At 71.2% G+C, this 24131-nt stretch carries 19 protein-coding genes; 10 read left to right on the top strand and 9 right to left on the bottom strand.

Translation table 11 applies throughout. The features are described from left to right. Nucleotides 1–143: 143 nt before the first annotated feature. The 5 genes from WFQ05_RS15360 to WFQ05_RS15380 all read left to right on the top strand — a co-directional run bounded on the left by WFQ05_RS15360 (nt 144) and on the right by WFQ05_RS15380 (nt 6167). Complete coding sequence (locus tag WFQ05_RS15360; RefSeq protein WP_337054451.1) at nt 144–2351, top strand: carboxy terminal-processing peptidase; 2208 nt, start codon at nt 144–146, stop codon at nt 2349–2351. Nucleotides 2352–2702: 351 nt separating this feature from the next. Next, on the top strand, nt 2703–3608 hold the full coding sequence (gene yedA, locus WFQ05_RS15365) for a drug/metabolite exporter YedA (protein ID WP_337054452.1): 906 nt from the start codon (nt 2703–2705) through the stop codon (nt 3606–3608). Further along, nucleotides 3605–4504, top strand: coding sequence for an EamA family transporter RarD (rarD, locus tag WFQ05_RS15370; RefSeq protein ID WP_130536104.1), 900 nt, complete (start codon nt 3605–3607; stop codon nt 4502–4504). Before yedA ends, rarD begins: the two co-directional genes overlap by 4 nt. Then, nucleotides 4504–5547, top strand: a complete 1044-nt coding sequence (locus tag WFQ05_RS15375; RefSeq protein ID WP_337054453.1) for an XdhC family protein — start codon at nt 4504–4506, stop codon at nt 5545–5547. Before rarD ends, WFQ05_RS15375 begins: the two co-directional genes overlap by 1 nt. Further along, entirely contained in the window at nt 5544–6167 is a 624-nt protein-coding gene (locus tag WFQ05_RS15380; protein WP_337054454.1) for a nucleotidyltransferase family protein, read from the top strand. Before WFQ05_RS15375 ends, WFQ05_RS15380 begins: the two co-directional genes overlap by 4 nt. Before the next feature lie 351 nt (nt 6168–6518). Here the strand turns inward: WFQ05_RS15380 and WFQ05_RS15385 are convergent, their stop codons facing one another. The 5 genes from WFQ05_RS15385 to WFQ05_RS15405 all read right to left on the bottom strand — a co-directional run bounded on the left by WFQ05_RS15385 (nt 6519) and on the right by WFQ05_RS15405 (nt 12610). Beyond that, the gene (locus tag WFQ05_RS15385; protein ID WP_337054455.1) at nt 6519–7631 is read right to left on the bottom strand and encodes an alpha/beta fold hydrolase; all 1113 of its coding nucleotides are present in this window, start codon (nt 7629–7631) and stop codon (nt 6519–6521) included. A 274-nt stretch (nt 7632–7905) separates the two neighbouring features. Further along, nucleotides 7906–9219 (bottom strand): ABC transporter permease, encoded by a 1314-nt coding sequence (locus WFQ05_RS15390; protein WP_130524482.1) that lies wholly within the window; start codon nt 9217–9219, stop codon nt 7906–7908. A gap of 12 nt (nt 9220–9231) precedes the next feature. Then, on the bottom strand, nt 9232–10389 hold the full coding sequence (locus WFQ05_RS15395; RefSeq protein ID WP_337054456.1) for an FtsX-like permease family protein: 1158 nt from the start codon (nt 10387–10389) through the stop codon (nt 9232–9234). 112 nt (nt 10390–10501) lie between these two features. Further along, nucleotides 10502–11188, bottom strand: coding sequence for an ABC transporter ATP-binding protein (locus WFQ05_RS15400; RefSeq protein WP_130532602.1), 687 nt, complete (start codon nt 11186–11188; stop codon nt 10502–10504). A gap of 171 nt (nt 11189–11359) precedes the next feature. Next, the gene (locus tag WFQ05_RS15405) at nt 11360–12610 is read right to left on the bottom strand and encodes an efflux RND transporter periplasmic adaptor subunit (RefSeq protein ID WP_337054457.1); all 1251 of its coding nucleotides are present in this window, start codon (nt 12608–12610) and stop codon (nt 11360–11362) included. Nucleotides 12611–12835: 225 nt separating this feature from the next. On the opposite strand from WFQ05_RS15405, the gene WFQ05_RS15410 reads away from it, so the two are divergent. The 5 genes from WFQ05_RS15410 (at nt 12836) to WFQ05_RS15430 (ending at nt 18327) form a co-directional block, all read left to right on the top strand. Beyond that, nucleotides 12836–13753, top strand: a complete 918-nt coding sequence (locus WFQ05_RS15410; protein ID WP_337054458.1) for an ABC transporter ATP-binding protein — start codon at nt 12836–12838, stop codon at nt 13751–13753. Continuing rightward, on the top strand, nt 13750–14508 hold the full coding sequence (locus WFQ05_RS15415) for an ABC transporter permease (protein WP_337054459.1): 759 nt from the start codon (nt 13750–13752) through the stop codon (nt 14506–14508). The genes WFQ05_RS15410 and WFQ05_RS15415 overlap by 4 nt, the downstream gene beginning before the upstream one ends. A 52-nt stretch (nt 14509–14560) precedes the next feature. Further along, on the top strand, nt 14561–15760 hold the full coding sequence (locus WFQ05_RS15420; RefSeq protein WP_337054460.1) for a sensor histidine kinase: 1200 nt from the start codon (nt 14561–14563) through the stop codon (nt 15758–15760). A gap of 147 nt (nt 15761–15907) precedes the next feature. Then, the gene (locus tag WFQ05_RS15425) at nt 15908–16510 is read left to right on the top strand and encodes a response regulator transcription factor (RefSeq protein WP_130516658.1); all 603 of its coding nucleotides are present in this window, start codon (nt 15908–15910) and stop codon (nt 16508–16510) included. Nucleotides 16511–16635: 125 nt separating this feature from the next. Then, nucleotides 16636–18327: a diguanylate cyclase gene (locus WFQ05_RS15430; protein ID WP_337054461.1), complete on the top strand. Its 1692-nt coding sequence runs from the start codon at nt 16636–16638 to the stop codon at nt 18325–18327. Nucleotides 18328–18783: 456 nt separating this feature from the next. On the opposite strand, the gene fhuE is transcribed toward WFQ05_RS15430, so the two are convergent. The 4 genes from fhuE to WFQ05_RS15450 all read right to left on the bottom strand — a co-directional run bounded on the left by fhuE (nt 18784) and on the right by WFQ05_RS15450 (nt 23897). Then, nucleotides 18784–20964: a ferric-rhodotorulic acid/ferric-coprogen receptor FhuE gene (gene fhuE, locus WFQ05_RS15435; protein WP_337054462.1), complete on the bottom strand. Its 2181-nt coding sequence runs from the start codon at nt 20962–20964 to the stop codon at nt 18784–18786. A 295-nt stretch (nt 20965–21259) separates the two neighbouring features. Further along, nucleotides 21260–21811: an alpha/beta hydrolase gene (locus tag WFQ05_RS15440; protein WP_337054463.1), complete on the bottom strand. Its 552-nt coding sequence runs from the start codon at nt 21809–21811 to the stop codon at nt 21260–21262. After that, complete coding sequence (locus WFQ05_RS15445; protein WP_337054464.1) at nt 21808–23181, bottom strand: leucyl aminopeptidase family protein; 1374 nt, start codon at nt 23179–23181, stop codon at nt 21808–21810. Before WFQ05_RS15445 ends, WFQ05_RS15440 begins: the two co-directional genes overlap by 4 nt. After that, nucleotides 23178–23897, bottom strand: coding sequence for an HAD-IA family hydrolase (locus tag WFQ05_RS15450; protein WP_337054465.1), 720 nt, complete (start codon nt 23895–23897; stop codon nt 23178–23180). The genes WFQ05_RS15445 and WFQ05_RS15450 overlap by 4 nt, the downstream gene beginning before the upstream one ends. Nucleotides 23898–24131 lie beyond the last annotated feature (234 nt).

The following is a 24131-nucleotide window of genomic DNA, read 5'->3' on the forward strand; positions in this document are numbered from 1 at the left end:
GCGTTCACATTGCGGAACCGCCTCCCCCCTAGGCTCGCATCGTGCGTGACAGCCCGCGCAACTTTCGGCACTGTGGCGTTGTCAACGTTCCACGCATCTTTCCCCACACGCTTCCACCGGCCCCGCGGCCGCGAGTCCATCGAATGAAAGCCAAGCTCACCCTGACCCTGCTGGCCCTGGCCCTGACTGCCCCGGTGGCGCTGCTGGCGCGGCCTGACGCGACACCCAGCAAGCCGGCCAGCACCAGCGTGGTGCCGATGGGGCCGACCGCCGACCAGTCCACCACCTCCAAGCTGGTCTACGGCCTGCTGTCCGACAGCCGTTACGCCTACCGCCCGCGCGCGCTGGACGATGCGCTGTCCCAGGACGTCTACAAGCGCTACCTGGATGCGCTGGACGGCGGCAAGCAGTTCTTCACCGCCAAGGACATCGAGGGCTTCATGCCGCTGTCCACGCGGCTGGACGATGCGATCAAGAGCGGCCAGCTCTCGCCGGCCTACGACATCTTCCAGGTCTACCGCCAGCGCGTCGGCGAGCGGGTGGCCTATGCGCGCAGCCTGCTGAAGAAGCCGGACTTCGATTTCACCACCCACGAGCGCTGGGAGTACGACCGCGAGAAGGCGCCGTGGGCCAAGGACAGCGCCGAGCTCGACGCGATCTGGCGCAAGTCGGTGATGAACGACTGGCTGCGGCTGAAGATGGCCGGCAAGAAGCCCGACGCCATCGCCCAGACGCTGGACAAGCGCTACGCCAATATCCAGCGCAGCGTGGACGAGCTGGACAGCGAGGACGTGTTCCAGACCTTCCTCAACGCCTACACCTCGGCGGTGGATCCGCATACCGACTACTTCACGCCTAAGACGGCCGAGCAGTTCAACCAGCAGATGTCGCTGTCGCTGGAAGGCATCGGCGCGGTGCTGCAGCGCCAGGACGACACGGTGGTGATCCGCGAGATCGTCCCGGGCGGCCCGGCCGACCTGTCCAAGAAGCTGCAGCCCGGTGCGCGCATCGTCGGCGTGGCCCAGGGCAGCGATGGCGCCTTCACCGACGTGATCGGCTGGCGCACCGACGATGTGGTCGATCTGATCCGCGGCAAGAAGGGCACCCGCGTGCGCCTGGAGTTCATCGCGCCGGAGGCGGGCATGGACGGGCCGCACAGCACGGTGACCATCGTGCGCGACAAGGTGCAGCTGGCCGAGCAGGCCGCCAAGAGCGAGATCGTGACGCTGCCGGCCTCTGGTAGCACGCCGGAGCGGCGCATCGGCGTGATCAAGCTGCCGGCGTTCTATCAGGACTTCGAGGGCCGTCGCCGCGATCCGAACAACTACACCTCGGCCACGCGCGACGTGCGCAAGCTGCTGGACGGCTTCAAGGGCCAGCACATCGACGGTGTTGTGATGGACCTGCGCAACAACGGCGGCGGTTCGCTGGACGAGGCGGTCGATCTGACCGGGCTGTTCATCGACCAGGGCCCGGTGGTGCAGGTGCGCGAATCCGGCGGCCGCGTGTCGGTCAGCGGCGACACCACCCCGGGCGTGTCCTGGGACGGGCCGCTGGCGGTGCTGATCAACCGCGGCTCGGCCTCGGCCTCGGAGATCTTCGCCGGCGCCATCCAGGACTACGGCCGTGGCCTGGTGATCGGTGAGACCAGCTTCGGCAAGGGCACCGTGCAGAACCTGGTCGACCTGGACCGCTGGCCGGCCAACGAGGGCGGCAAGCGCTTCGGCCAGCTGAAGCTGACCATCGCCCAGTTCTTCCGCGTGGCCGGCGGCAGCACCCAGCACAAGGGTGTGGTGCCGGACATCGCCTTCCCGGCCAGCATCGATGCGACCGAGTACGGCGAGGACACCTACGACAACGCGCTGCCGTGGACCAAGATCGCGCCGGTCAGCCACACCCAGTACGGCAACTTCGCCCCGCTGCTGCCGAAGCTGGAGGCCCTGCACGACGCACGGGTCAAGAACGACCTGGAATACCAGTGGTGGTCCGAGGACGTGGCCCAGTTCCGCGCCGAGAAGGCCAAGAAGTACGTGACGCTCAACGAGGCCGAGCGCCTGGCCGAACGCGATCGCCAGGAAGCCCAGCGCAAGTCGCGCCAGGAAGAACGCAAGAAGCTGGGCATGCCGCTGGACCCGCTGGCCGGCGATCTGGCCGACGACGGCCTGGGCGCGAGCGAGCGCGACATCGTCAAGGATGCCGCGCGCGAGAAGCTGGCCGACAAGCGTCCCGATCCGCTGCTGCACGAGTCGGCGGCCATCCTGGGCGATGCGATCGGCGTGCTGGGCCAGGACAAGCAGCTCTCGGCGCAGGTGCTGCCGGTGTCGACCAAGTCGGGCAGCTGGGCGGATTGAGGCGTCGCCACGGGCGGGAGCAGCTGTCTGCTCAAATCTCGCGGCGGCGTGCCTGTAGAGCGGAGCTTGCTCCGCTGCTCTTCGTTCGGTTCGTGGGGGAGGCCCCAGCGGAGCAAGCTCCGCTCTAAAGGTGGGAGCCGGCATTCCCGCGTTCGCGGGAACGACGGTAGGGAGATCTCCGGAGGCTTTGGGTTGGTAGGCGGCGGATGGTGATTGGATGCGGGCGCCTTCGGGCGCCCGTGTCGTTTGGGGCCCGGGCGAGCGCCCGCAACGTCGGATTCCACCGGTATGGGTGTAGCCAGGCGCGGGGCAGGCCCTAGACTGTGCGGCCCCGCGCTGTGGTGAACCCCCATGTCTTCCCCGATGCACGCCGCCACGTCTCCGCGCACCGGCGGCCTGGCCGTGCCGGCCGCGCTGCTGCTGGTCTACGTGGTCTGGGGGTCGACCTATCTGGGGATCCGCATCGCCCTGGAGCACGGCGTGCCGCCGCTGCTGGTGACCTCGGGCCTGCGTTTCGTGGTCGCCGGCGCGCTGCTGTTCGGCGTGCTGCGCCTGCGCGGGGTGGCCGCGCCGACGCGCGCGCAGTGGAAGAACCTGGTCGTCATGGGCGCGCTGCTGCTGGGCATGGGCAATGCGCTGGTCGTGCTGGCCGAGACCACGGTGTCCTCCGGGCTGGCGGCGGTGGCGGTGGCCTCGGTGCCGGTGTGGATGGGGCTGTTCGGCCTGCTGCGTGGCCAGCGCGCCACGCGCATCGAGTGGCTCGGCCTGATGCTGGGCTTCGCCGGGGTGGTGTGGCTCAACGCCGGCGGCACGCTCACCGCCAGTCCGCAGGGGCTGGTGTGCCTGCTGCTGGCGCCGATGGCCTGGGCCTTCGGCTCGGTGTGGTCGCGCGGACGCGACCTGCCGTCGCCCTTCATGGCCGCCGCCGGGCAGATGCTGTGCGGCGGCACGCTGATCATGCTGGCCGGCTGGCTGCGCGGCGAACGCCTGCACGCCGTGCCGCCGCTGGAGGGCGTGCTGGCGGTGGTCTACCTGGCGCTGTTCGGCTCGGTCATCGCCTTTACCGCCTATGTCTGGCTGCTGCATCACGTGCGCCCGGCGCTGGCCGGCAGCTATGCCTACGTCAATCCGGTCATCGCCGTGGCGCTGGGCGCGTGGCTGGCGCATGAGCGCTTCACCGCGCACGACCTGGGCGCGATGGCGGTGATCCTGGTCGGCGTGGTGGTGATCACGCTGGCCAAGGTGCGGCGCAAATGAGCGCGGCGGCGCCGATGCTGGACCGGCGCGGCGTGGCCGCCACGGTCGGGGCGTTCGTGGTGTGGGGCCTGTTCCCGCTGTACTGGCGGCTGCTGCAGCATGTGCCGTCGCTGCAGATCATCGCCCACCGCGTGGTCTGGAGCGCGGTGCTGGTGGTCGGCTGGCTGTGCCTGCGCGAGCGCGGCGCCTGGCTGCGGCGCATCGCCGCCCAGCCGCGCGCACGCGCCACCCTGGCGCTGACCTCGGTGCTGATCAGCTGCAACTGGGGACTGTACATCTGGTCGGTCAACAACGGCCATGTGGTCGAGGCCAGCCTGGGCTATTTCATCAACCCGCTGGTCAACGTGCTGCTGGGCGTTCTGGTGCTGCGCGAGCGGCTGACGCGGCTGCAGTGGATCGCGGTGGCGGTCGCGGCCGCCGGCGTGGCCTGGCTGACCTGGCAGGCCGGGCGCGCGCCCTGGATCGCGCTGGGCCTGGCCCTGAGCTTCGGCGCCTATGGCCTGCTGCGCAAGCTGGTGCAGGTCGATGCGGTGTCGGGACTGGGCATGGAGAGCGTGTACCTGTTCGTGCCCGCGCTGGCGCTGGTGGCCTGGGGCGAGGCCGGGCACGGCGGCGCCTTCGTGCACGGCTGGAGCCTGGGCACCGACGTGCTGCTGGTGCTGGCCGGGGCGGTCACCGCGCTGCCGCTGCTGGGCTTCGCCTACGGCGTGCGGCGCATCCCGCTGTCGCTGGTCGGGCTGCTGCAGTACATCGCGCCGACCCTGCAGCTGCTGCTGGGCGTGCTGGTGTTCGGCGAGCCGTTCGGGCTGGAGCGGGCCTTGGGCTTCGCCCTGATCTGGGCGGCGCTGGGCGTGTTCGTCGGCGACAGCCTGTGGCGCGGACGCCGGCGCGGCTGATGGCCTCACGACCCCGTCAGCCCGCGGGCGCGACCATGGTCGCCATGAAGGACGACGTGACCGCCCCGCCGAAGATCGCCGACGCGCAGCGCAACGTGCTGGACGCCGCCGCCGGCGCCGACCCCGCGCACGCGGCGCTGGCGCTGGTGGTGGACACCGACGGCTCGACCTATGTGCGTGCCGGCGCGATGGCGCTGTTCGATACCCACGGCGGCCAAGTCGGCTGGCTCAGCGGCGGCTGCCTGGAGCCTGAGATCCAGGTGCGCGCGCTGGCGGCGATCGAGCGCGGCGCGGCCGACTGGTTGGAACTGGACACCCGCGAAGACGAGGACCTGCTGTCCGGCTCGGCGATCGGCTGCCGCGGCCGCCTGCAGCTGACGCTGCTGCCGCTCGCGCTGCTGCCGGGGCTGGAGACCGCGATCGCCGCCTGGCGCGGCGGCCAGGACCAGACGCTGCGGCTGCAGACGAACAAGTCCGATCAGCTGACCGTCACGCTGGGCGCGCAGCGCTGGACGCTGCCCTGCGCGCCTGCGCCGATCGGGCTCGCCGCGGGCATCGGGTTGCTGTTCCAGGCGCCGCCGCAGGTGCTGGTGCTGGGCGCCGGCCCGGAGACGCCGCTGCTGCTGCCGCTGCTGCGCGAGATCGGCTGGACCACGACCCTGGTCGAACGCCGCCCGCGCTGGCAGCCGGGCGACGCGCAGGCCGTCGGCGCCGATGCGCTGCGGCCCCTGGCGCCTGCCCAGGCGCTGACGCTGCCGGCTTCGGCCGGGGCCGACGCCGCGCTGGTCATGCACCACAACTTCGAACTGGATCGAGAAGCGCTGGAAGCGCTGGCCGCGACCGATATCCCCTTCGTCGGCCTGCTCGGGCCGGTGCGGCGGCAGCAGGACCTGTTCCGCCTGTTGCCGCCGGTGGCGCGCCAGGCGCTGGCCCCGCGGCTGCGTTCGCCGGTGGGGCTGGACCTGGGCGGGCGCGGCGCGCAGGCCATCGCGCTGAGCATCGCCGCGCAGCTGCAGGCCTGGCATCACGGCCGCACGGCGTGAGCGACCACATCGCCGTGGTGCTGGCCGCCGGCGGCAGCCGGCGCCTGGGCCGCGCCAAGCAGCTGCTGCCGCGCGCGGGCGAACCGCTGGTCTGCCGCGCCGTGCGCCTTGCCCGCGCCACCGCGCCCCTGCGCCTGCTGGTGGTGGTCGGCGCGCGCGCGACCCAGGTCAGCGCCGCGGTGCGCGCCGCCGATGTGGAGACCGTGATGAACCGCCAGTGGCGCGAAGGCCTGGCCGCCAGCGTGCGCGCCGCGCGCGATGCGCTGGCGACCGACGCGCGCGGCGCCACGCGCGTGCTGCTGCTGGCCTGCGACCAGCCGGCGCTGGAGGCCGCGCATCTCCAGGCGCTGCTCGAGGCCGCCGCGCGGTCCGATTCGGGATGCGCCGGCACGGTACACGGCGCGCGTATCGGCATCCCCGCCGTGGTCACGCTGGCGCGCCTGGCGCAGGCCCAGCCGCAGGGCGATGCCGGCCTGCGCGAGCTGCTCAACGCGCTGGCGCCCGAGACGGTCGGCCGGCTTGCGGCGCCGGAGCTGGAGTTGGACCTGGACACGCCGGCGGACCTGGTCACGGCGACCGCGCGCGGCCTGATCGATCCGCTGCCGTCTACGAGCGAGTAGCCGCTTCTTGGGGGGAGCCGCTGTCTCCTCGAATCTCGCAGCTTCCTGCCTGTAGAGCGGAGCTTGTGGCAATCCCCTCTTGGGGACTCCGCTGGGGCTTTCCCACGAACTGAACGAAGAGCAGCGGAGCAAGCTCCGCTCTACAGGTGGGAGCCGTCCTTATGGCTTTTTGGCCCACGGCGGCGAAGTGCTTTGCCGGTGGAGCCCATCGCCGCCATTGGCCGAAAAGGCCACAAGGGCGGCTCCGGCGATGCAGGGCTTTCGCTTCGCAACTGGCCCTGCCGGGCAGACAGTGATGCGGCGTGATGGGAAGGCCTCATCGCCCCCGCGGCGGCCTTCGGCTTTTCGCCTTCAGCGCTGCGCCGTCAGTGCATCGATCGGCAGCGGCGGGGTCAGCGCCTCGGGCACGGGGCAGCGCGAGGCGGGGGTGGCGGTGGCGGTGAACCAGGCGTCCACCGTCGGCGCCAGACGGTCCAGGCGCATCGGCAGGCTCAGATGGGTTTCGCCCGGGACTTCCAGATAGCGATCGCGCGGCGCGGCGGCGGCGAGCATGCGCCCGTGCGCGACCGGGATGTGGTGGTCGTTGGTGCCATGGACGATCAGCACGCAGGCCGGCGTGGCGCGCAGGGCGCCGGCGACGTCGACATCGTCCAGGTTGAGCCCCAGCTGTGCGTCGGCCGCGGCGATCACCGCGTCGAGGTTCTGTCGGCCATAGGTGGCCTGCGCGATCAGCGTGGTCGCGGCGGACTTCCACGTGTCCGGCCGCGCGGCCAGCATGTGCGGGACCATGTCGCGGATGCCGCGGCCGGCGTTGGCGAAGGATTCCATCGCCACCACGCCGGCCACCTGGGGGCCCAGGTCGTGCGCGGCGAAGATCGCCGTGGCCGCGCCGTAGGACACGCCGAACAAGTACAGCGGTCCGGCGATCTCGCCGCGCTGGCGCAGCTGCGCGACCACGCGCGCCACGTCCTGTCCTTCGCGCGTGCCGTAGCCGGCCGGGCCGCTGCCGGAGCGGCCGTGGTTGCGCAGGTCCAGGGTGATGGTGCGGTAGCCGGCCTGGGCCAGCTGCAGCGCCCAGGGCATCAGCGAGTCGCCGTCCATCATCCAGCCGTGCAGCAGCACCACCGTGCCGCGCGGGGCGGCCGGCGCCTGCGGCCGCACGAAGTCCACATTGAAGGCCACCTGCTGCAGCGCGCTGCCGTCCGGGTTGCCGGTGTAGCGGTAGTCCAGCCGGTAGTCGCCCGGGTCCAGCGCGCGCCAGTAGATCGGCACGCCGCCTTGCCCCGGCAGCTTGCCGCTGCGGGTGGGCAGGCGCGCCATCAGCCCCTCGATGCGCGGGGCATCCAGCAACGGCGACACGCCACCGGGCGCGACGATGCGGGTGCTGAGCGAGGTCGAGTTGGGCGGGATGCAGGCGACCAGCCAGACGCAGCAGGCGAGCACCAGCACAAGCAGGCGGGACATCGGCGTGGGGAAGACAGCGAACGGCGGCGCAGCCTAACGCCGACGCCGGCGGGCGCGCTATCGCACCGGCGTGACATTCGCATGACAGCTGTCGTGGGTTCAGACAGGCGGCTTGCGTGCGGGGAGACGGTCACCGCGCCGACGCTGCGCGGTGACCGCCCTGTCTGATCGACTGCAGGCGTCGATGGCCAGACCGCCGGCGACGCCACGCCACCCCTTCCGCTGCGCCGGCGGTGACCTCACCGCCTCCAAGCGCTCATGACGGAAGCAGCCCTCAGACCTCGCGCAGCGCCTGGGTGATCGGCAGGCGCGCCGCGCGCAGGGCCGGGAACAGCCCGCCCACCAGCCCGATCGCCAGCGCCCACTTCAGCCCGCTCCACAGCAGTGGCGCGGAGACCTTGAACTGGAACACCACCTGGCTGAAGTTCTGCCCCAGCGTGGACACGCTGTAGTTGTTGAACAGCAGCCACGCCAGCGCGCCACCCAGCAGCCCGCCCAGCAGCGCCAGCAGCATGGTTTCCAGCATCACCGCGGTCACCACCGGCAGGCCGCGGAACCCGATCGCGCGCATGGTGGCGATCTCGCGGGCGCGGGCGGCTACCGCCGCATACATCGTATTGAGCGCGCCGAACACCGCGCCCACCGCCATGATCGCGCCGATCACCGTGCCCAGGATGGTCAGCAGCTTGTTGAGGCCGCCGCCCTGCTTTGCGTAGTAGGCGCGCGTGGTCTCCACGTCCAGCTTCAGGCGCGGATCGCCGGCCATGGCGGCCCTGAACTGCTCGAAGCCGGCCTTGCCCTCGGTCCTGACGGTCACCGACTGGTAGGCGCGGCGGTTGTAGGCGCTGGCCAGGGTTTCCGCATCGGCCCACAGCTCCGAGTCGTGCGCATCACCGGAGGCGAACACGCCGACCACCTGCCACTGCTGGTTGCCCAGCTTCAGCGGCTGGCCGACCGAGAGTCCACCGAACTGATGCAGCGCGCCCTGGCCGACCACCAGCTCGCGCATGCCCGGCTTGAAGCGCCGGCCCTGGATGATCCGCATGCGCTCGTGCACGGCCCAGGCTTCCTCGCCCACGCCGCGCACCTGCACATTGGTGTCCGAACCATCGGACTTGGACGGCAGCGCGACCACCTGCGACAGCTCGGCCGAGACCAGCGGCCGGCCGTTGGCATCGCGTGCGATGCCGGGCAGGCGGCCGATCAGCGGCAGTTGGTCGCGGGTGATGACCGAGTTGGCCTCGGCCTGCGAGCCGCCGCGCAGCACGATGGCGCTGGTCTCATCGCCGGTGCCGTTGAGCTGGGCCTGGAAGCCGTTGCCCATCGCCAGCATCGCCACCAGCACCGCGACCACGCCGGCGATGCCGACCACGATCACCGAGGCCGCGCCCCAGCGCTGGGGCAGGCTGGCCACGCCGATGCGCGTGGCCTGCAGCGCCAGGCGGCCGGTGCGGGTCAGCCCCAGCCACAGCCCCAGCAGCGCCGCGAGCGCCAACACGAGAAACCACGGCAGCGCCACCCAGACGCCGATGGCCACCACCAGTGCGCCGATGGTCAGCGCATTCCACAACCCCTGCTTGCGTTTCATGCGTGCGCTCCTTCAGCGGCCGGCCAGTGCATCGACGATCTTCAGGCGGCTGGCGCGTAGCGCCGGCAGCACGCCCACCACCAGCCCGATCACCACCACCAGGCCCGCGCCGATGGCCCAGGTCTGGCCGGGCACGCGCGCCGGCAGCATGCCGCCGGCCTTGGCCGCCAGCGCGGGCAGGATGCCCGCCGCCAGCCCCAGGCCGATCGCCCCGCCCAGGCCGATCAGCAGCAGCGATTCGACCAGCACCAGCCACAGCATCGTGCGGTCCTGGAAGCCCAGCGTCTTGAGCGTGGCCAGCTCCGGCACGCGCTCGCGCACGGCCTGGGCCATGGTGTTGCCGGTCAGCAGCAGCAGGGTGAAGAACACCGCGCCCATGATCGAGGTGACGATCAGGCCGATGTCGGCGAACTGCTTGACGAAGGCCTGCTGCCAGGACGACTCGGTCTGCGACTTGGTCTCGTGGTCGGAGTTCATCGACAGCGCGTCGATGGCCTGGGCCACGCGCGAGGCGTCGTCCGGGTCGTTGAGCGTGACCGTGTACCAGCTGACCTGGCTCTTGATGTAGTCGTTGGACTCATCGAAGTACTTCCAGTTCATCACCAGCTGGTTCTCCTCGTTGGCCGCCGTGCTGCGGTCCTTGGCACGGAAGATGCCCACCAGCTGCAGCGGCCAGTCGTTGCTGCCGCCGCGCGGGAAGATGGTGGCCTGCAGCGGGATGGTGTCGCCGAGCTTCCAGCCGAACTTGTTGGCCAGCGTCTCGCCCACCACCGCGCCGGTGCGCGTGGTCTGGAAGGCCTTGAGCTGCGCGGGCGGCAGCTGCAGGTTGGGGTAGAGGTCGAAGTAATTGGGCGCGACCGAGAAGTTGGGGAAGAAGTCCTTCGGGTCGCGGTAGATGCCGCCGAACCACATCGCATAGGTCACGTCCTTGACCCCCTGGACCTGCTTGATCTTCTGCTCCAGGTTGAGCGGCAGGGTCTGGGTGATGGACAGGCGCGAGGCGACGATCAGGCGGTTGGCGCCATCGACCGAACCGCCGGAATTGAACGCCACGCGCACCGAGTCGAGCATCCCGTACAGCAGGAACGCGGCGACCACGCTGAGCAGGGTCAGGAAGGTGCGCGTCTTGCTGCGGAACAGCTGCGCCCAGACCAGGGAGAGATATTTCATGACGGACCTCGTGAGGCGAGGAGGGCTAAGGGAGAAGCGCGTGGATGCGTCGTGCGGCACGGGCCTCGGCGCGCGATTGCGTTCGCGCACGGCCCGCGCCGGGTTTCATCGCTCAGTGCTCGAGCGCATCGACCAACTCGCCCTTGTCCAGGTGCACCGTATGGGTGGCGTACTCGGCGGCCTTGGGATCGTGGGTGACCATGATGATGGTCTTGCCGTGGTCGCGATTGAGCAGCTGCAGCAGGGTCAGCACTTCCTCGGCCGAGGCGCGGTCCAGATCGCCGGTGGGTTCGTCGCAGATCAGGAAGGTCGGGTCGGAGACGATGGCCCGGGCGATGGCCACGCGCTGCTGCTGGCCGCCGGAGAGCTCGTTGGGGCGATGGTCGCGGCGCTCGGCCAGGCCCACCAGGGTCAGGGCGATCTGCGCGCGGCGCTTGCGGTCGGCGGCCGACAGGTCGGTCAGCAGCAGCGGCAGCTCGACGTTCTTCTGCGCGGTGAGCATCGGCATCAGGTTGTAGAACTGGAACACGAAGCCCACATGCCGGCTGCGCCAGTTGGCCAGCTGGCCGCCGCTGAGCCGCTCGATGTGCTCGCCTTCGATCTGGATCTCGCCCGAGGTCGGCGAATCCAGTCCGCCGATCAGATTGAGCAGGGTCGTCTTGCCCGAGCCGGACGGCCCCATCAGCGCGACGAAGTCGCCGGCGGTGATGTCCAGGTCCAGGCCGTGCAGCACGTGCACCTTTTCCGGGCCGCGCTGGTAGGTCTTGGTGAGGTTGCGGATCGAAACCAGGGACGTCATGGCGATGCCTCGTGTGGATGCGGGCCAAGGCCCGGGCAGAAGAAAACAGGCGCAAGGCGCGTGGCGCCTTTCGCGTGCGGTCCGGCGCCTGCTGCGCCGGTCTTGCTCGATTGCAACGACGGTCGTGCGCGGCGGGGTTCGACATCGCCCGCCGCCTGAAACTCGAAGACCTCAGGACGCCGGTGCGCCGTCGCCGACCGCGACGCTGTCGCCGTCCTTGAGCGTGGCCGGTGGATCGAGCACCACCTGCTCGCCGGCCCGCAGGCCATCGAGGATCTGGCGCTCGCTGGCCAGCGTCTGGCCGGGCTTGAGCGTGCGGCGCTGGACCTTGTCGCCCTCGACGACGAAGGCCACCGGTACGCCATCGCGCTCCACCACCGCCGCGGCCGGTACGCGCACGCCCTGCGGCGCCGGTGCGTCGGCCTTGGGCGCGGCCTCCAGGAAGCTCACGTTGACGCCCATTTCCGGCACGATGCGCGGGTCCTTGACCTTCAGCGCGATGCGCACCTTGACCGTGGCCTTGCCGCGGTCGGCGGTGGGGATCACGGCGATCACCTCGGCCGGGATCTTCCAGTCCGGATAGGCGTTGAGCGTGGCCACCACCGGCATCTTGGGCTGCACGCGGCCGATGTAGGCCTCGCCCACGTCCACCTCGACCTCCAGCGAATCCATGTCCACGATGGTGCCGATGCCGGTGCGGGTGAAGCCGCCACCGGCCGACAGCGGCGAGACGATCTCGCCGGGCTGGGCCGCCTTGGCGGTGATCACCCCGGCGAAGGGCGCGCGCACCACGGTGTAGTCCTTGCCGATGCTGGAGATCTTCAGCTGGTCGCGGGCGACCTGCACGTTGCGGCGCGCGGTCTCCAGCTGGGCGCGCAGCGCATCGCGCTCGGCGACCTGCTGGTCGTACTGCGAGCGCGAGACCAGCTGCTGATTCACCAGCGCATCCAGGCGCCGGGCCTCGGCCTCGGCCCGGGTCAGCTGCGCCTGCACGTTCTGCACCTGGCTCTGCGAGGAGGAGAGCTGGGACTGCGCCAGGCGCTTTTCGGCATCGGCGTTGATCGGGTCCAGGCGCGCCAGGATCTGGCCGGCCTCCACGCGCTGGCCTTCCTCGATCATCACCTCCTCGACCCGGCCGGTGATCTGCGCCGAGACGGTGGCCGTGCGCCGCGCGACCACATAGCCGGTGGCGTCCAGCACCGAGGCCGGCGCGTCGGCGCCGCCGGTCATCGCCGCGACCGTGGCCGTGCGCACCTGCACCGGCTTGGCCCGACCGAGCGCGAACCACGCGGCGGTCGCCAGCACCAGCAACACCAGCACGACTAGCAGCGCGATCCACACGCCCTTGCGCGAGGGCGCCGGCGGCGGTGTCTTGCTGCGATCGATGCGCAGCTCCTTGAGCAGTTCGGCTGAGGCGTTCATGGATCCATCGATGACGTCGTTGAGGCGCAAGTGTGACCAGACCGGGTGATTCGTACCAAGTTGCCGGAAGTCACAACCTGCCTGCGGTCGGGGCGCAGCATGCGCGGCGCGTGGGCCCTGCGGCCAGTGACAGCTGTCATCCGCAATGGCTGATCGACGCCACTGCCGGACCCGCGCATGACGGCGCAGGCTAACCGCACCTTCCGGTAATGGCTGATACGTCCCATGCCCGTCATTCCTCTCGATCCGGCTTCACCGGCACCCGCGGCCCTGCTCGGCGCGCATGCCCGCTATGGCGCGCTGGTCGCGCTCGACGGCGTCGACCTGGCGCTGCGGCCCGGCCAGGTGCTGGCGCTGCTCGGCCCCAACGGCGCCGGCAAGAGCACCAGCGTGGCCCTGCTGCTCGGCCTGCAGCGGCCCGACGCCGGGCAGGCGCTGCTGTTCGGACACGATCCCGATGCACTGAGCGCGCGGCGCCGGGTCGGCGTGATGCTGCAGAGCGCCGCCTTGCCCGAAGCGCTCACCGTCGGCGAGCTGATCGCGCAGACGCGCGGCTACTACGCCTGCCCGCTGAGCGTGGCCGACTGCGTGGCCATCGCCGGCCTGGACGGCCTGCTGCCGCGCCGCTACGGCCGGCTGTCGGGCGGGCAGCAGCGGCGCGTGCAGTTCGCCCTGGCCATCTGCGGCCGGCCCGAGGTGCTGTTCCTGGACGAGCCCACCACCGGCCTGGACATCCAGGCACGGCGCCAGCTGTGGGCGGCGATCCGCGCCCGCGCCGCGGCCGGCTGCGCCGTGCTGCTGACCACCCACTACCTGGAGGAGGCCGAGGCGCTGGCCGACGAGGTCGCGGTGCTGCAAGCCGGGCACATCGTCGCGCGCGGCAGCGTGGCCGAGCTGCGCGGCCGCGTGCTGCAGCGCTGCATCCGCGCCCGCACGCGTGTGCCGGCGGCGGAGATCGCCCGCTGGCCCGGCGTGCACGCGGTGCGCCACGACGGGCAGGTCCTGGAGATCCAGGCCGAACCGGCCGAGCCCATCGTCGCGCGCCTGCTCGCCGCCGATCCGCAGCTGGACGAACTGGAAGTGCGCCGCGCCGGCCTGGCCGACGCCTTCCTCGCCATCACCCAAGGCCGGGAGGCCGCATGAACGCCATCACCGCCACCGCGCCGTCCACGCTGCGGCTGTATGCCAACGAGGCGCGCTTCGAGGCGCTGCGGCTGCTGCGCACGCGCTCCTTCGTGCTGCCCACGCTGCTGTTTCCGCTGATGTTCTATCTGCTGTTCGGTGTGCTGCTCAACCATGGCAACGCCGAGGCCAAGCGCTATCTGATGGCCAGCTACAGCGTGTTCGGGGTGATGGGGCCGGGCCTGTTCGGCTTCGGCGTCAGCCTGGCGCTGGACCGCGAACGCGGCCTGCTCACCCTCAAGCGCGCGCTGCCGGTGCCGCCGGGCGCGCCGCTGGCCGCGCGCATGCTCATGGCCATGGTCTTCGCGCTGTGCGTCGGCGTGCTGCTGCTGATCGTCGGCACCGTGCTGGGCGGTGTGCAGCTGACGCCCACGCAGGTGGCCGCCCTGCTGACGGTGGACGTGCTGGGCGTGCTGCCGTTCTGCGCGCTGGGCCTGCTGGTCGGCGCCCTGGTCGGCGGCAGCGGCGCCCCGGCGGTGGTCAACATGATCTACCTGCCGATGTCGCTGCTGTCCGGCCTGTGGCTGCCGCTGTCGATGCTGCCGGGCTTCTTTACCAAGCTCGCGCCGCTGTGGCCGGCCTGGCACCTGGGCCAGCTGGCGTTGAAGGGCGTGGGAATGGACGATGGCGGTGCGGTGCTGGTGCATGCAGGCGTGCTGGCCGCGTTCGCGGCGGTGTGCTTCGCGCTCGCCCGGCGCCGGCTGCGTCGGGCATGAAGTCCCGGCGCCTGTGGTGGCAAGATCGTGGCTTCGTTCAGGACCTGACCCCATGACCTTTCCCGTTCCTGCATGGCTGCGGCCCGCGCCGGGCTCGCGTGCCGCCGAACAGATCGCGCAGGGCAAGTCGCCATGGACCGAGGCGGTCCACCTGATCTGGTCGGCCTGGGTGTTCGTGGTGCCGGTGTTCGAGCCTCACGGCTTTACCGCGACCTGGTGGCTGTGCACGCTGGTGTCGTATCCGCTGTTCCTGCTGCTGTACACGCTGACGATGGTTTCGGCGCGCCGCCGGGCAAACATCGCCGCGCTGGGCATGGTGGCGATGGCCTCGGCGCTGTGCGCGGTGTATCCCTCGGCCATCAGCTATTTCATCTTCGGCTGTCTGACGCTGCGGGTGGAGGGGCGGCACGCGTTCGTGCGCTACCTGGGAGTCATGCTGGTGCTCAACGCCGCGTTCCTGGCGTGCGCGCTGCTGGTCGGCTACCCCTGGCAGATCCTGCTGTGGCTGCCGATCTCCACCATCGGCACCGGGGTGGTGATCGCTGTGCAGCAGATCAACCAGCGCAAGGATTCGGCCCTGCGCCTGAGCCACGACGAGGTCCGCCGCCTGGCCGCCGTGGCCGAGCGCGAACGCATCGGCCGCGACCTGCACGACCTGCTCGGCCACACCTTGTCGCTGGTGGCGCTGAAGTCCGACCTGGCCGCGCGCCTGGTCGAGCGCGACCCGCGCGCCGCGCGCGTGGAGATGGACGAAGTCAGCCGCGTCGCGCGCGAGGCGCTGGCCCAGGTGCGGCGCGCGGTCAGCGGCATCCGCTCGGCGCAGCTGGCCGCCGAGCTGGCCTCGGCCAAGCTGCTGCTGGAAACCGATGGCATCGCGATGGACTACCGGGTCGACGGCACGCCGCTGCCGCCGGCGGTGGAGAACGCCTTCGCCATGGTGCTGCGCGAGGCGGTGACCAACGTGCAGCGGCATGCGCGGGCGCGCACGGTGCACATCGCCGTGGCCGCGCAGGACCAGGCGCTGACCCTGCGCATCCACGACGACGGTCGCGGCGGCGCGCTGGTGCCGGGCAACGGCCTGGACGGCATGCGCGCCCGCGTGCAGGCCCTCGGCGGCACGCTGCAGGTGGACAGCGTGCGCGGCCACGGCACCACCGTGCTGGCGCACGTGCCCTGCGCCTCCCCCGCATTCGCCGAAGACTCCACCGCGGGCGCAACGGTCCCTTCAAATCAAATCGCAGCCCCCCTGTAGAGCGGAGCTTGCTCCGCTGCGCTTTGGCCAGAATCGATCGGGAAAGCCTCAGCGGAGCAAGCTCCGCTCTACAGGGGGGGCGCCGCAGCGGCGGCGATGAAGCCTCCCCATATAGAATCCCGCCATGCCCACCCAGCGCCCTCTGCCGTGATCCGCGTCCTGCTGGCCGAAGACCAGGCCATGGTGCGCGGCGCGCTGGCCGCCCTGCTGCGGCTGGAGGACGACATCGACGTACTCGAAGCGGCGGCCGACGGCGAAGCCGCCTGGCGCGCCCTGCAGCGGCTCACGCCCGACGTGCTGGTCACCGACATCGAGATGCCCGGCCTGTCCGGCCTGGAGCTGGCCCAGCGCGTGCAGCGCCACGGCCTGGCCACGCGCGTGGTGATCGTCACCACCTTCGCCCGGCCCGGCTTCCTGCGCCGCGCGCTGGACGCCGGCGTGGCCGGCTACCTGCTCAAGGACGCGCCGCCCGAACACCTGGCCGAGGCGCTGCGCAGCGTGCATCGCGGCGGCCGCGCCATCGCCCCGGAGCTGGCACTGGAAGCCTGGTCCGAGCGCGATCCGCTCAACGAGCGCGAGCGCCAGGTGCTGCGCCTGGCCGGCGACGGCGCCAGCGCCACCGACATCGCCAGGCAGCTGCGCCTTTCGCATGGCACGGTGCGCAACTACCTGTCCGAGGCGATCAGCAAGCTCGGCGTGGGCAACCGCATCGAAGCCTTCCGCGTGGCCAGGCAGAAGGGCTGGCTCTGATCGACCAGGCGCGACGGGCCGGGCGCCTGCGCCCGAATCGAAAACTGCGACGCGCGTAATCCTTTTGCACGCAATCGCATCGCGCCTGCCCGCTACCATGGCGCGTCGTCCCGCCCACGCCGCGCATGCTGTCCAAGAACCGCCTCGTCAACCAGATCGGCCCGCTGCTGGCGGCCATGATCTTCGTCCTGATCGGCTGGGGCATCCTGCGCGGCGCCGACCGCTTCGCCACCGATGCGCGCTGGGTCTCGCACACCCACGAGGTGATGGCGCGCATCGATGAGATCGAGGCGCGCCTGCGCGAGGCCGAATCGGCCGAACGCGGCTATCTGCTGACCGGCCAGGTCGGTTACCTGGCCGACTACCAGACCGGCAAGGCGCAGATTCCGCAGCTGTTCGCCGCGCTCGGCGCGCTGGTGCGCGACAACGGCCCGCAGGAGCAGCGCGTCACCCAGCTGCGCACGCTGATCGACCAGCGCCTGCGTCAGACCGACGCGGTGGTGCAGATCTACCAGCAGCAGGGCCTGGCCGCCGCGCAGGCGACCATCGACACGCAGGCGCGTCTGACCTCCGATGCCATCCGCCGCCAGGCGCGGACGATGGGCGACGCCGAGCGCGCGCTGCTGGTCGAACGCGCCGCCTCCAGCGACGAGAGCGCCACGCTGCTGCGCATCCTGGCGATCGCCGGCATCCCGATCGGCATCCTGGTCATCGCCATGGTCTATGCGCTGATGGTGCGCGAGATCCGCGGCCGCCGCCGCGCCGAGCGCCGGATCCAGCAAAGCAACGCGCGCCTGGAGGCCACCGTGGCCGAGCTGGAGCACACCAGCGGCGACCTGCGCGTGCTCAGCCACTTCGCCAACATGCTGCAGAGCTGCGTGCGCGTGGAGGAGGCGCTGGCCTTGACCTGCGAGGTCATGACGCAGCTGATGCCGGGCACCGGCGGCAGCATCTATCGCATCCGCGCCTCGCAGGACTACGCCGAGGCGATGGGCGGCTGGGGCACGCCGAGCGCCGCCAGCGCGGCGATGCTGACGCCCGACGATTGCTGGGCGCTGCGCCGCGGCCAACCGCAGCTGGTGCAGGGTCCGGGCACACTGCGCTGCCACCATATCGAGGGCGACGCCGGCGCCACCGCCTGCATCCCGCTCATGGCGCAGGGCCAGCAGCTGGGGTTCCTGTATGTCTCCGCGGACGACGCCGCTTTCCTGGCGCGCGTGCAGCTGATCGAGACCGCGGCCGAGCAGCTGGCCATGGCGCTGTCCAACCTGGAGCTGCAGGAACGCTTGCGCATCCAGTCCATCCGCGAGCCACTGACCGGCCTGTTCAACAGGCGCTATCTGGAAGAGTCGCTGGCGCGCGAACTGGCGCGCTGCGCGCGCCGTGGCCTGCCGCTGGCGCTGATGATGCTGGACCTGGATCACTTCAAGCGCTTCAACGACACCCACGGCCACCCGGGCGGCGACGCGCTGCTGGCCGGATTCGGCCAGCTGCTGCAGCAGCTGTCGCGGCAGGAGGACATCGCCTGCCGCTATGGCGGCGAGGAGTTCACCCTGATCCTGCCCGAGTCCACGCCGCAGGCCGCGGCCGAGCGCGCCGAGCAGATCCGCGCCGCGGTCGAGGCCATGCGCGTGCCGCATCTGGGCAAGGACCTGCCGCCGGTGACGGTGTCGATCGGCCTGGCCTGCTTCCCGCACGATGGCCAGGAGCCCGAGGCCCTGCTGCGCAGCGCCGACCAGGCCCTGTATCGCGCCAAGGCGCAGGGCCGCAACCGCGTCGAAAGCAGCCACGACCCGCGCGCCGTCCGCTCGGCCTGAGCGCTGCCTCGGGTGTGAGCCTGATCCTGTGGGCGGCTCCTACCTGTAGAGCGGAGCTTGCTCCGCTGGGGCTTTCCCCACGAACCGAACGAAGAGCAGCGGAGCAAGCTCCGCTCTACACCCAGGCTGCTGCGAGAGCTGTGGAGACATCTGCTCCCACCTGTAGAGCGGAGCTCGCTCCGCTGCGGCTGTCCCGATGATCCGGCCGAAGCGCAGCGGAGCAAGCTCCGCTCTACACCCAGGCTGTTGGGAGATCTGTGGAGATATCTGCTCCCACCCAAGCAGCGTGCCACGGCGGCTTGCGCCATCCCCCGAGCTGATGCGGGGCCTGGTCCAGGCGATCAGCAAGCTCAACGAAGGCAGCCAGCTCTAGGCCTCGCGCATGGCCCGGCAGGGGCTGGCTGCAGCGCCCATTTGGCCGTGCGCACCGTGGCGCAGTGCGCACGGCCGCCCGGATCAGAACGCCCAGGTCAGGCTGAGCGTGCCGCTGCGCGGCGCACCCCAGCCGCCATAGGCGGACGCGATCTGGGTGACGTAGCGCTTGTCCAGCACGTTGTCCAGGTTCAACTGCACGGCCACCGCCTGGGTGATCCGATAGCGGCCGAACAGGCTCAGCAGCGCGTAGGCGCCCTGGTCGATGCGCGCCGAGCGGGCCACCGGCGCGGTGACGTAGACCACCCGATCGTTGTAGATGCGGTTCTGCCAGTTCACCCCGCCGCCCACGGTCAGGCCGTCCAGCGGACCGCCCTGGGCGGTATAGCTGGTGAACAGCTTGAGCGTGGTCGTGGGCAGGTAGGGCACCGGCGTGCTGTCGTCGTGGGCATTGCGCATCAGGTTGCGCGAGACGCCGAAGGTCGCGTTCCAGCCCGCCGCCAGACGGCCGTTGACCTCCAGCTCGTAGCCGCGGCTGACCACGTCCGCAGGCAGCGAGATCGCATTGCCCGCGGTGTTGTACAGGCCGGTGGAGACCGGGAAGTTGTCCTGCGCGGTGCGGTAGACCGCCAGCGAGGCGGTGAGCGCGTCCTCGAACCAGCCCGCCTTGACGCCCAGTTCGTAGCTCTTGCCCAGCTTCGGCGCCAGGAAGCGGTTCTGCGCATCGCGCGCGGTCTGCGGATTGAAGATGCCGGTATAGCTGGCGTAGGCCGACCAGGTCGGGTCGATGTCCCACACCAGGCCCGCGTAGGGAATGGTCTTGCTGCGCGTGTCGTTGTACTCGCCGGCGCTGGTCCAGTGGGTGTAGCGCGCGCCGGTGATCAGCGACAGCGGGTCGGCCAGCGACCAGCGGACCGCGGCATAGCCGGACTTCTGGGTGATCGTGCCGCGACCGGAGACCTGCAGGGCCTTCCAGTTCGGCTCGGGCGCCTGGCTGCCGTCCCAGTCGTGGTAGTCGGGCAGCAGGATGCGGGCATTGAAGTCGTAGGTGCCGGTGTTGAGATAGCGGCGGCGGTTCCAGCTGGTGCCGAACATCAGCTGATGTTCGCGGCCGAACAGCGCGAACGGGCCGTCGGCGGCGGCATCGAGGCCTTCGACCTTGCGGTGGATGATGTACCAGCCCCCGTAGGGGATCACGCCGCCGCCGCTGCTGCGGTCCAGTCCGTAGATCGTGTAATAGGGATAGAACAGCTTGCTGTCCCCGTCGCTGCGGTCGTGGGTGGCGTTGAGCCTGAGCGACCAGCCGTTGTCGAAGCCCTGCCGCAGGCTGGCGAAGGCGCGCTTGCTGGTCGTGTTCCAGTAGGCCCAGTCGGCGCCGGCGTTGAACGTGCGCGGCCAGCGGGTCCGGGTGCCGTCGGCATACAGCACCGGGAAGCCGCCCCAGGTCACATCGTCGGCGTTCTTCCGCTGCCAGTCGTAGCCCACACTGAGCCTGGTGGAGGCGCCCAGGTCGGCGTCGAGCACCGCATAGCCCAGGGTCTTTTCCTGCGTGTAGCGCGCGAGGTTGAAGTCGCGGTCGGTGTAGTTGCCCGCCGCCCGCGCCCGCACGGTGCCGCTGGCGTTGAGGGGCGTGGTCACGTCCACCGTGGCCCGGGTGCTGCCGAAACTGTCGCCGCCCACCGTCACGCTGCCGGTGAGCGTGTTGCTGTCGGCATGCTTGCGGATCAGGTTGACCGAGGCCGAGGGATTGCCCGTGCCGGTGAGCAGGCCGGCGGCGCCGCGCACGATCTCCACGCGCTGGTACAGCGCGGTGTCCATCGAGGCATCGCTGTAGTTCCAGCCCTGCTCCATCGTGGTGGGGATGCCGTCGAACTGGAAGTTGTCGATGTCGAAGCCGCGCGCGTAGAACTGGTTGCGCTCGCTGTCGACCTGCCTGTTGGTCACGCCGGCGACATTGCCCAGCACCTCGCCGATGGTCTGCAGGTTCTGGTCTTCGATGCGCTGCTGGGTCACCACGCTGACCGACTGCGGGATCTGGCGCAGGCCCAGGTCCAGGCCGGTGCCGGCGGCGGTGGTCTTCACCGTGTAGTCCGGGGCGCGCTCGCCCTTGACCTGGAGCTTGTCCAGCGTGGTGACCCGCGCGTCGTCGTCGGCGGCGGCCGCGGGCGGGGCCGCCAGCAGCGCGGGGAGCGCGGACAGGCAGGCAAGGGCGAGCAGGGTGGGCGGCAGCGCGTGGCGCGTGCCGGTGGGGGGAATCGCAGTCATGGCAGTCTCTCCGTGGAACAGATGGCCGACGCCGGGCAACGCCGTGCGTCGGGCGATGGGCGGAAGAGCTGGCTGGACTTGACGATCGCCGGGGTCGGCCCGCAGGGGCCGCGGCGTGATGTGCGAAGGCGGAGCTGGCGAGGTCGCGACCACCGGCACGGAACGCACCGGCGGCCTGCGTCTGGCCGGGCGGCTGGGAGCCGCCGGCAGCGCGCGCAAGTGTAGCGACAGCGGCGACGGGCTTGTAGAGGCCTGGCGCGGCGATCCTTTTACCGCCGTCGCCGGCGTGTGGGCCTCAGCCCACGCACATGCGCTGGAATCGCGCCAGGCCCTGCGGCCATGGCCCGTAGCCGGCCTGGACATTGATGTGGCCCGCCGGGCCGACGTCCCACAGCACGCACGCCCAGGCGTCGGCCAGCGCACGGGCGCGTTCGAAGCCGCAATAGGGATCGTCGTGGCTGGCCGCCAGCGTGGCGGGGAAGGGCAGGGCCGCGCTTGGGGCGGGTGCGAAGTCGGCCAGCGCGGCGGGCAGATCGGCGCGCTCGACATCGGGCGGGGCCACCAGCAGGGCATGGCGCACGCGCGTGGCCGCGGCCGGTCGCGCGGCGGCCCAGTGCGCCACGGTGATGCACCCCAGGCTGTGTGCCAGCAGCACCAGCGGGCCCTGCGTGGCCTGGGCCACGGCATCCAGCGTAGCGATCCACTCCGCGCGCCTGGGCGACATCCAGTCGCGCTGCTGCACGCGCTTCCAGTCCGGGTGCGCGGCCTGCCACCGCGACTGCCAATGCGCCGGGCCGGAATCCTGCCAGCCCGGCAGCACCAGCACCGTGGCAGGTGCGGCGCTCACGGCGCGTAGCGGCTGCGCAGCATCTCGAAGGCCGCGCGCAGCGCCATCGCCTCGCCGCCGGCGGGGCGGCCGGGGCGATCGTTGTCGTTCCAGGCGTACACGTCCAGATGCGCCCACGGCGTGCCGGCCGGGACGAAGCGCTCCAGATACAGCGCCGCGGTCACCGCGCCGGCCATGCGCGAGCCGGCGTTGGCCAGGTCGGCCACGTGGCTGGTCAGATAGCGCAGGTACGGCCGCCACAGCGGCAGGCGCCACAGCGGATCGCGCGTGCGCTCGCCGGCGGCCAGCCAGGCGTTGGCCAGCGCGTCGTCGTTGGAGAACAGCACCGGCAGCTCCGGCCCCAGCGCGATGCGCGCCGCGCCGGTGAGCGTGGCGAAGTCCAGCAGCACCTCGGGCTTGTCTTCGCCGGCATGGGCCAGCGCATCGCCCAGGATCACGCGGCCTTCGGCGTCGGTGTTGTCGATCTCCACGCTCACCCCGGTGCGCGTGGCGATGATCTCGCCGGGGCGGAACGCATCGGGACCGATCGCGTTCTCCACCGCCGGCACCAGCAGGGTCAGGCGCACCGGCAGGCGCTGGCGCATGACCAGCTCGGCCAGCGCGATCGCGTGCGCCGCGCCGCCCATGTCCTTCTTCATGTTGCGCATGCCGTCGGCCGGCTTGAGGTCCAGCCCGCCGGTGTCGAAACACACGCCCTTGCCGACCAGCGACACCTTCGGCGCATCCTCGGCGCCCCAGCGCAGCGCGATCAGGCGCGGGGCGCGGTGCGAGGCGCGGCCCACCGCGTGGATCGCGGGGAAGTTCTGCGCCAGCAGCGCGTCGCCGGTGATCGCCTCGACCTGCGCGCCATGCTCGGCGCCGATCTGGCGCACGACCGCTTCCAGCTCGTCCGGGCCCATGTCCTGGGTCGGCGTGTTGACCAGGTCGCGCACGCGCAGGCAGGCCGCCAGTAGGGCGTCGGTGCGCGCGTCGGCCGCTTCGCGCAGCAGCCGGGCCGGCGTGCGCGTGGCGGTCTTGTAGCGGTCGAAGCGATAGGCGCCCAGGCCCCAGCCCAGTTCCAGCGCCGCGCGCGCGTCGGCCGAGAGCGCGCTCACCACCTCCCAGGCGCTGCCGGCGGGCAGGCCCGTCGGCGCGTGGCCGTAGGACAGCGGATCGCCCGCGTCGGCGATGCCCAGCACCGCGCCGGCCACACCGGCCTCGCCCGGCAGCAGCGCCAGCGTGCCCGGCGCGGCGCTGAAGCCCTGCGCCTGCAGCCACGCGGCCACCGCCGGCGGCTGCTGCGCGCACCAGCCGCCGAACTGCTCGCGCTGCAGCACATGCAGCGGGCGCACCTGGTCGGTGCGGGCGTCGAGAAAGGCGGGAGCACTCATGCGGCGGCGGAGTCCTTGTCGTCCAGATGCGCGTCGAGCCAGTCGGCCAGCGCGGTGAGCGTGGAAAATTCGAGATCCGGCCGCGGCTCGTGCAGCGGCCAGGGCGCGCCCTCGCGGTTGAGCCAGGCCGCGCGCAGGCCCGCGCGCATGGCGCCGGCCGCATCCATCACCGCGTGGTCGCCCACGTGCAGCACCTGTTCGGGCGGCAGCGCCAGGCGCACGCAGGCGGCGTGGAAGATGCTCGCCTCCGGCTTGGCCGCGCCGTGTTCGCGTGCGCCCAGCTGGAACACGAAGTGCTGGTCCAGCCCGCAGCGCGCCAGGTCGGCATTGCCGTTGGTCAGCGCCGCCACCGGCACGCGCGCGGCGATCCGCGTCAGCGCCTCGACGGCGTCGGGATAGCACTCGACCCGGTTGCGCTCGGCATAGAAGATCTCGAACGCGGGATCGAGCAGCGCCAGGTCGGCCCCGCTGTGGCGCAGGGCGTGTTCCAGGGTCAGCTTGCGCAGCGCCGAGAGGTCGTGGATCAGGTGCGGGTTGTCGGCGGTGACCTGCGTGCGCAGCCCGCGCATGACCTCGATCGGGAACTGGCGTGCGGTGGCGGGGCTGTGGGCTTCCAGCCAGGCGTGCAGCTTGCGTTCGATGCGCTCACCGATCGGGGCGAACGGCCACAGGGTGTCGTCCAGGTCGAGGGTGATGGCGCGGATGTCGAAGGTCATGGGGGCATTTTAGCCTGTGGGCTGTGGCCCCTGCCTTGAGGGGCTCAGCCCGCCATTCCCGTTGCCGGGCTGTTGCCGTTGCTGCGCTGTTGCTGTTGCTGTTGCTGTTGTCTTGGCCGTGCTGTTGCTTTACCTGTCTGAGCCGTAAAGCGAGCCGAGCATCGCAGGAAGACGGGGCCGAAGAGGGGCCCTGTTTGAGCGAAGCGAGTTTGGGCCCCGTGCCCCGTCTTCCGA

Origin of the sequence: Pseudoxanthomonas sp. USHLN014 (genome assembly GCF_037153335.1) — a bacterium.
GTDB classification, from domain to species: domain Bacteria; phylum Pseudomonadota; class Gammaproteobacteria; order Xanthomonadales; family Xanthomonadaceae; genus Pseudoxanthomonas_A; species Pseudoxanthomonas_A winnipegensis.

What these genes read in the sequence shown, in the direction of transcription:
- fhuE (WP_337054462.1), bottom strand. Translation starts at nt 20,964, where the DNA reads ATGACTGCGATTCCCCCCACCGGCACGCGCCACGCGCTGCCGCCCACC.
- WFQ05_RS15375 (WP_337054453.1), top strand. Translation starts at nt 4,504, where the DNA reads ATGGCCTCACGACCCCGTCAGCCCGCGGGCGCGACCATGGTCGCCATG.
- WFQ05_RS15430 (WP_337054461.1), top strand. Translation starts at nt 16,636, where the DNA reads ATGCTGTCCAAGAACCGCCTCGTCAACCAGATCGGCCCGCTGCTGGCG.
- WFQ05_RS15415 (WP_337054459.1), top strand. Translation starts at nt 13,750, where the DNA reads ATGAACGCCATCACCGCCACCGCGCCGTCCACGCTGCGGCTGTATGCC.
- WFQ05_RS15450 (WP_337054465.1), bottom strand. Translation starts at nt 23,897, where the DNA reads ATGACCTTCGACATCCGCGCCATCACCCTCGACCTGGACGACACCCTG.
- WFQ05_RS15390 (WP_130524482.1), bottom strand. Translation starts at nt 9,219, where the DNA reads ATGAAACGCAAGCAGGGGTTGTGGAATGCGCTGACCATCGGCGCACTG.
- WFQ05_RS15420 (WP_337054460.1), top strand. Translation starts at nt 14,561, where the DNA reads ATGACCTTTCCCGTTCCTGCATGGCTGCGGCCCGCGCCGGGCTCGCGT.
- WFQ05_RS15385 (WP_337054455.1), bottom strand. Translation starts at nt 7,631, where the DNA reads ATGTCCCGCCTGCTTGTGCTGGTGCTCGCCTGCTGCGTCTGGCTGGTC.
- WFQ05_RS15405 (WP_337054457.1), bottom strand. Translation starts at nt 12,610, where the DNA reads ATGAACGCCTCAGCCGAACTGCTCAAGGAGCTGCGCATCGATCGCAGC.
- WFQ05_RS15395 (WP_337054456.1), bottom strand. Translation starts at nt 10,389, where the DNA reads ATGAAATATCTCTCCCTGGTCTGGGCGCAGCTGTTCCGCAGCAAGACG.
- rarD (WP_130536104.1), top strand. Translation starts at nt 3,605, where the DNA reads ATGAGCGCGGCGGCGCCGATGCTGGACCGGCGCGGCGTGGCCGCCACG.
- WFQ05_RS15400 (WP_130532602.1), bottom strand. Translation starts at nt 11,188, where the DNA reads ATGACGTCCCTGGTTTCGATCCGCAACCTCACCAAGACCTACCAGCGC.
- WFQ05_RS15360 (WP_337054451.1), top strand. Translation starts at nt 144, where the DNA reads ATGAAAGCCAAGCTCACCCTGACCCTGCTGGCCCTGGCCCTGACTGCC.
- WFQ05_RS15445 (WP_337054464.1), bottom strand. Translation starts at nt 23,181, where the DNA reads ATGAGTGCTCCCGCCTTTCTCGACGCCCGCACCGACCAGGTGCGCCCG.
- WFQ05_RS15410 (WP_337054458.1), top strand. Translation starts at nt 12,836, where the DNA reads ATGCCCGTCATTCCTCTCGATCCGGCTTCACCGGCACCCGCGGCCCTG.
- yedA (WP_337054452.1), top strand. Translation starts at nt 2,703, where the DNA reads ATGTCTTCCCCGATGCACGCCGCCACGTCTCCGCGCACCGGCGGCCTG.